General features: G+C 36.7%; 1 protein-coding gene and 3 pseudogenes. 2 read left to right on the forward strand and 2 right to left on the reverse strand.

All coding sequences use genetic code 11. The features are described from left to right. A pseudogene (locus AP75_RS13500) lies at positions 1–216 on the reverse strand (IS5/IS1182 family transposase); the annotation flags it as partial. Between the two features lie 109 nt (positions 217–325). On the opposite strand from AP75_RS13500, the pseudogene AP75_RS13505 reads away from it, so the two are divergent. Both AP75_RS13505 and AP75_RS13510 read left to right on the forward strand, forming a co-directional pair. Then, positions 326–2,212, forward strand: a pseudogene (locus tag AP75_RS13505) (TonB-dependent receptor); the annotation flags it as partial. A gap of 76 nt (positions 2,213–2,288) precedes the next feature. After that, positions 2,289–3,290 carry a metallophosphoesterase gene (locus tag AP75_RS13510; RefSeq protein ID WP_031501812.1) on the forward strand — a complete coding sequence of 334 codons (1,002 nt, stop codon included), beginning with the start codon at positions 2,289–2,291 and terminating at the stop codon, positions 3,288–3,290. A 7-nt stretch (positions 3,291–3,297) separates the two neighbouring features. Here the strand turns inward: AP75_RS13510 and AP75_RS14400 are convergent. Further along, positions 3,298–3,545, reverse strand: a pseudogene (locus tag AP75_RS14400) (hypothetical protein); the annotation flags it as partial.

Genomic DNA, 3,545 nt, shown 5'->3' on the forward strand with positions numbered 1-3,545 from the left:
CAAATTATAAAGATGTTTCAGAAGCAAACAGCCCACCATAAAACGAATCGGATGGCTCGGATTGCCCACTTTAGAGTACAACGGCGAAAATTCGTTCTCGAAATAATTCCAATCTATTTTATCTGAAAGCAAAACGAGTTCGTGTTTATCATCAATAAAATCAACCAACATCGGGCGGAATAATTCTGGCAGTTTTTCTGGATTTTTTCCTAACATATTTGCAAGGTTTTAAAGCTCTAATATACAAATTCTTGCAATAAAAAACAAGCTATTTTAAACCCAAAATACTAATAATCAGTAAATTATAAGTGGTTTAAGGAGAGACTATGTATCCGATTTTGAAATTAGAAAATATGATGTACAGCGTGTCAGAAGCAGTGTAGCTTTGGCATTGGATTACGAATTCAACCAAAATAATAAACTATTCTTCAATGCAATGTACAACCAAAGAAATGACCGAGAAAACCGGTTTGCAGTTGGGTACGAAGTGGATCCTATTTATGATGATAAAAATGAAATTATTGGTTACGAAGGCAATATGTTCCGACAAAACAAAGGAGGAATCGGAGATAATAAGAATAAAAACACTCGTTTAGAAATTCAGAAAGTTCAAAATTATTCATTAGCCGGAGAACATTTGTTGGGTTCTTCTGTTGATATGGATTGGTCCGTAAACTACGCTTTTGCAAGTGAGAAAAAACCAAATGAACGTTACATAGAATTCGAAAATGAAGATTTAACATTAATGTCTGATTTGCGAAATCCAAGAAAACCTTTAATTAGTGCTGTCGGAGAGGATTTAGGAGATTATGAACTTGCAAGTTTGTCACAAAGCAACGGACTTACCGAAGAATCAGAGCTTGGCGCAAAACTTAATTTTCGCTTCCCGTTCTCTGTGGTAGCCGATCAGAAAGGGCGAATCAGAACCGGAGCGCGGGTAAGAATTAAAGACAAAGACCGCAACAATGACTATTTTGAATATGAACCTGTGAATGAATTTGGACTTACAGACGTTCCAACAACTTATTTTTCAGGGCAAGGATTCAACCCGGGTTCTCAATATGTACCGGGAACTTTCGCAACAGCGGCTTATTTAGGAGGTTTAGATTTGAATAATCCGGCTTCATTTGAATCGGAATCTGATCCTTCTGAATTTTTATCAGAAAACTTTAAAGCCAAAGAAAATATCTACGCGGCTTACATCCGTTGGGATCAGAATTTTACTGACAAATTCTCCGCGATCATCGGAGCCAGAGTAGAGCATACAACGATTGATTATAATGGAAATTTTGTATTGGATGAAGAAGAATTAGTCAACCAAATCAACAGAAAAAACAGCTATACCAATATCCTTCCAAGTCTTACCCTGCGGTACGATGTTCAGCCCGATTTCATTATAAGAGCTGCGGCAACCACTGCTTTGGCAAGACCAAACTACTACGGATTGGTTCCTTATGTGAATGCAATTCCGGATGACCAAGAAATCTTCGTTGGAAATCCAGATTTGAAAGCGACTTATGCTTATAATTTTGATCTTTTGGTAGAAAAATATTTCTCATCTATTGGGATTATTTCTGGTGGTGTTTTCTACAAAAACTTAAAGAATTTCATCTACACTTACAGCAGCAATAATTATTCGGCATCCGATTTTGCTAATGATTACGGAAACGAAACAAATCCAATTCCTACGGGAGAAGAATGGGATTATATCCAACAAAGAAACGGAGACAAGGTAGATTTATTCGGCTTCGAAGTGGCTTTGCAAAGACAACTGGACTTTTTACCGGGTAAATTTCTTCAAGGTTTTGGGGTTTATTTAAATTATACTTACACCAAATCTACTGCGGATGGCATTACCAATGAGGATGGTGAACAAAGATCTGGTCTTGGTTTGCCGGGAACCGCTCCTCATCTTTTCAATGCTTCACTTTCTTGGGAAAATAAAAAATTCTCTGCAAGAGTTTCTTTAAATCACGCCTCGGATTATCTGGATGAATTGGGTGGAGATGATTTTGAAGACCGATATTACGATAAACAAACCTTTTTGGATGCGAATGCTTCATATAAAATCAACAAAAATTTCAGAATTTTTGCCGAAGCCAATAACTTAACCAATCAGCCGCTTCGCTATTACCAAGGCGTTTCGGATCGTACGATGCAGGAGGAATATTATCAACCAAAATTTAATTTGGGAGTTAAAATAGATTTCTAAAAATATAACCGAACCGAAATTAAAAACCTCGCTGGCAAAAGCGGTGAGCTTTTATTTCTTTTTAATGAAACCTTTTATGATCAATTTTAAAGTACAATTTAGCCTGCTTTTTTTTCTGGTTTTAAATTTTTTTAATGCTCAAACACCTTTCGAGTACGAAAAAGAAACAGGATATAAGGGAAATAATATCCCCGGATTAACCTATATTGAAGACAGTTTCAACTTTCTGGTTCTGGGAGATTTCGGAAGAGTAGGAGATTATTACCAAAAAGATATTGCCCGCGAATTGGGAAATGCTACGGTGGTTTTAGATGCGGAGTTTATCGTTTCGGTGGGCGATAATTTCTATCCAAATGGCGTTCAAAGCACTCAGGATTATCATTGGATTTCTTCTTTTGAATCCATTTATACCAATCCAAGTCTTTATACAGATTGGTATGTTGCGTTGGGGAATCATGATTATCGGGGGAGCGTTCAGGCACAAATCGATTACTCCAAAATCTCCAGAAGATGGCATTTGCCAAGTCGATATTACAGCAAAACATTTGAAATAGAAAATGGAGAAAAGTTGCTTTTAGTGGTGATGGACACCAACCCATTCATCGAGGATTACCATAAAAGCCCGGAAAAATACGACGGAATTAAGAAGCAAGATACTTTAGCACAAACCAAATGGCTGGAGCAAACTTTGGGAACTTCCGATCCATCAATAAAATGGAAAATCGTAGTTGGTCATCACCCATTATACAGCGGTGGAAAAAGAAAAACCGATAAAAATACTTTAAGTTTCGAAAAGAAATTTGCGAATGTTTTCGAGAAATATAAAGTAGATGCTTATATCTGTGGCCACGAACACGATCTACAAATCATCAAACCAAAAGGAAGAAAAACAGCTCAGTTTTTATCGGGTTCGGGTAGTGAAGTTCGCACTACCGGAAATCGGGAAGGAACCATTTTCGCAGCTGCAGAACCTGGTTTTATGGCTTTTTCTATTCTGAAAAATAAACTTTTAGTACAAACGGTTAAAGCCAATGCGAATGGAGCTCAGGTTTTGCATCAACACGAAATCAGTAAATAGTCGTTCCTTAACAAAACCCACTATTTAATTTATATTTAAAAACAGGATTAGAAAACAGCATAATTTGTATCTTATAAAATAAGAAAATAATTTTCTGTTTCAGTAGTTCCATCATTTTCTTCATGTTCCAAGCGGTTGCAGCTAGTAATGCATTGATTTGTGGTCCCGTTTCTCCCATGAAGTAATTTTTTGCCAGCCTAAAATCGGTTTTTAAATGTCCGATGATAGGTTCTATTGCCGCTCTGGTTCTAAATT

This window comes from Kaistella haifensis DSM 19056, from assembly GCF_000735695.2.
Taxonomy (GTDB): Bacteria; Bacteroidota; Bacteroidia; order Flavobacteriales; family Weeksellaceae; genus Kaistella; species Kaistella haifensis.